Origin of the sequence: Campylobacter concisus (assembly GCF_902460895.1) — a bacterium.
Classification (GTDB): domain Bacteria; phylum Campylobacterota; class Campylobacteria; order Campylobacterales; family Campylobacteraceae; genus Campylobacter_A; species Campylobacter_A concisus_BC.
Genome location: NZ_CABPVL010000014.1, coordinates 2,769 through 4,991 on the forward strand (window position 1 = coordinate 2,769; position 2,223 = coordinate 4,991).

Consider the following 2,223-nt stretch of genomic DNA (forward strand, 5'->3'; position numbering starts at 1 on the left):
AAAACTATATAAGCCTAAATTTAAATAGACTATTTCTAGGAGCTAATATAAGTAGTGGAGGACTAGACTATAACTCATTTATATACTACGACATAGACCACAAGAAAAACAAACTATCTTTTAACCTAGCCTCTAAACTAGCACTAAATAACCTTAGTACCTATCTATGCTTAGATGAGCTAAGAGGAGCTGGTAATGAGATAGATGCAAGGTATTTTAAATATGCTAGAAGTAGATACACTGAATCTGATGTGGAGATAAGGGAGTTAAATTTGGATGTTAAAGAGGAGAAAGAAATTTATAATGTTTATAAGGAAAATAACAGAAATAAATATAACTATATGACACCAATAGACGCCTACCAAAAAGCCACAGATATAATAAACAAATTTAAAAAAGGCATATTTAACACAGAAGATAGCGATAACTCTCACTCTAACCTCTCAAGAGATCTAGTAGAGGCACTAGATACTATAGGTAACAATAACATAAAGGGAGTGTATGTGGGGTGTAAAGCGCCTAAGGAAAAAGAAAGAAGCAAAGATGAAATTCCACCACGCCTAGTCGGTCGTCTAGCTACTACTATAGTAATGGAAGATGGTCTATACATAGGATAAGATATGAAGAAGAAGATTGCATTTATCATCATAGCTCTTTTAGTAGCTGGATCACTATTAATAATAAACAAAGGAAATTTAATGAGTAAAGAAAATTTAATGGATAACACATATACGGTTATAGCCCACAATGGCAGAGAGGTAAAATTTGATAAAAAGACAAATTTAATTGTTTATGACGGAAAAAAGTCAGATAATACGAATAATGATCTTTCTTCAAAACTAGTTCTCGACTCTCGCTCCATCCTAGACTCATCTCCATATAAAAACTATAAACCACTATACTATAACCCTAAACCAAACTCTCTAGGTCAAACAGACTATCTATCTTTTAAACCATGGCTAGACATTAGCTATAAACCAAGCTCAACTAAACTATCACCTTGGACTAAATCAGAAAAAGCTTACTATGAAAGCCTAAAAGATAAAAGAGATAGATATATCTATCTAGTAAAAAGAAGTAACCTAAACTGCACTATGATAGATATACCAGAAGATGCCATAGGTAGAGTAGATAGTGGTGGCAAACTAACCAAGCCAGAGTATGCTGAAATTTATGATGAAGTAAGCTCTAATAGAAAAACTCTAAAATCAGAATTATTTGCAGCAGAGTGGAATATATGTGCTGGAGTATTAGGAAGCACTGTTGGATTTTCAGGAGGAGTTGGATTAGGCTATGCAGGATTTAAAGCAAGAGCATATCAATCAATGTTTCTATCAGCACAGCTTGGTCAAGACGGAGCCTTAGAGGCATTAGCTGACATGTTTCAATACTCTACCTATTTAGTAGGTCTAAACAAAAATTTACAAATGGCTGAAGAATTTAGAAGACTAGCTAAAAATCCTCCATTAGATGAATATGGGATGATGCCTTATTTAGATGAGATAGTGGGGAGCTATTTCGTGATGGATTTTAATAGAAATGGAGTGGCAGCAATGCCAGATAACTCTTTATATAAAGACCTAAGAGAACTCGTAGAAGACAAAGGTAAGCTACTAGACCCTAGAGACCTAGATGCAAACGAGACTACAAGAGAAGAATTTATCTCTTATGTTAAAAGCGAACTCCCTAAATTTCAAGACAGGCTAGAGCTTCCAGGATTTCCTAAGGATTGGGATGATAGAACACTTTCTCTTTTTATCGACTCCACCCTCCTAGAAGCTAAAATAATGTCCCTAACCCCACCAGAGGGATATCCAAATGCACCATACTACAACACACCAGAAGAGCTAACAAGACTATATGAGGCTGGTAAATTAGATAAAAAGCTAAACCCTCTAACACCAGTTATGTATAGAGATAGCTTCCCAGAATATCTTAGGCAAAAGATATTAAGCTACGCTAAAGAGCATAATATAAAGGATTAGAATTTAACATCAAGCAGTAGATTATGGTTTATAGAAGGAAGCATACATTCATATAAACCATATGTCTAATAGCACACCATTTCAACTTTTGCCTTTAATACACTAGCATTTATATTTGTAGCATATGTTCCAAGTAAAATTTTATACTGCTTCTCATGCCCTACTATTTGAGCTATGATATTTGGCTCTACTTCTTGTTGGACAAGCGTATCTATAAAATAGTGCCTAAACGAGTAAA

The 2,223-nt window shown here is 34.4% G+C and carries 1 protein-coding gene and 1 pseudogene; both read left to right on the forward strand.

The features are described from left to right. A pseudogene (locus F3G98_RS11190) lies at positions 1-617 on the forward strand (hypothetical protein); the annotation flags it as partial. A gap of 3 nt (positions 618-620) precedes the next feature. Continuing rightward, on the forward strand, positions 621-1,985 hold the full coding sequence (locus F3G98_RS11195) for a thioredoxin reductase (RefSeq protein WP_149726096.1): 1,365 nt from the start codon (positions 621-623) through the stop codon (positions 1,983-1,985). Positions 1,986-2,223: the final 238 nt, after the last annotated feature.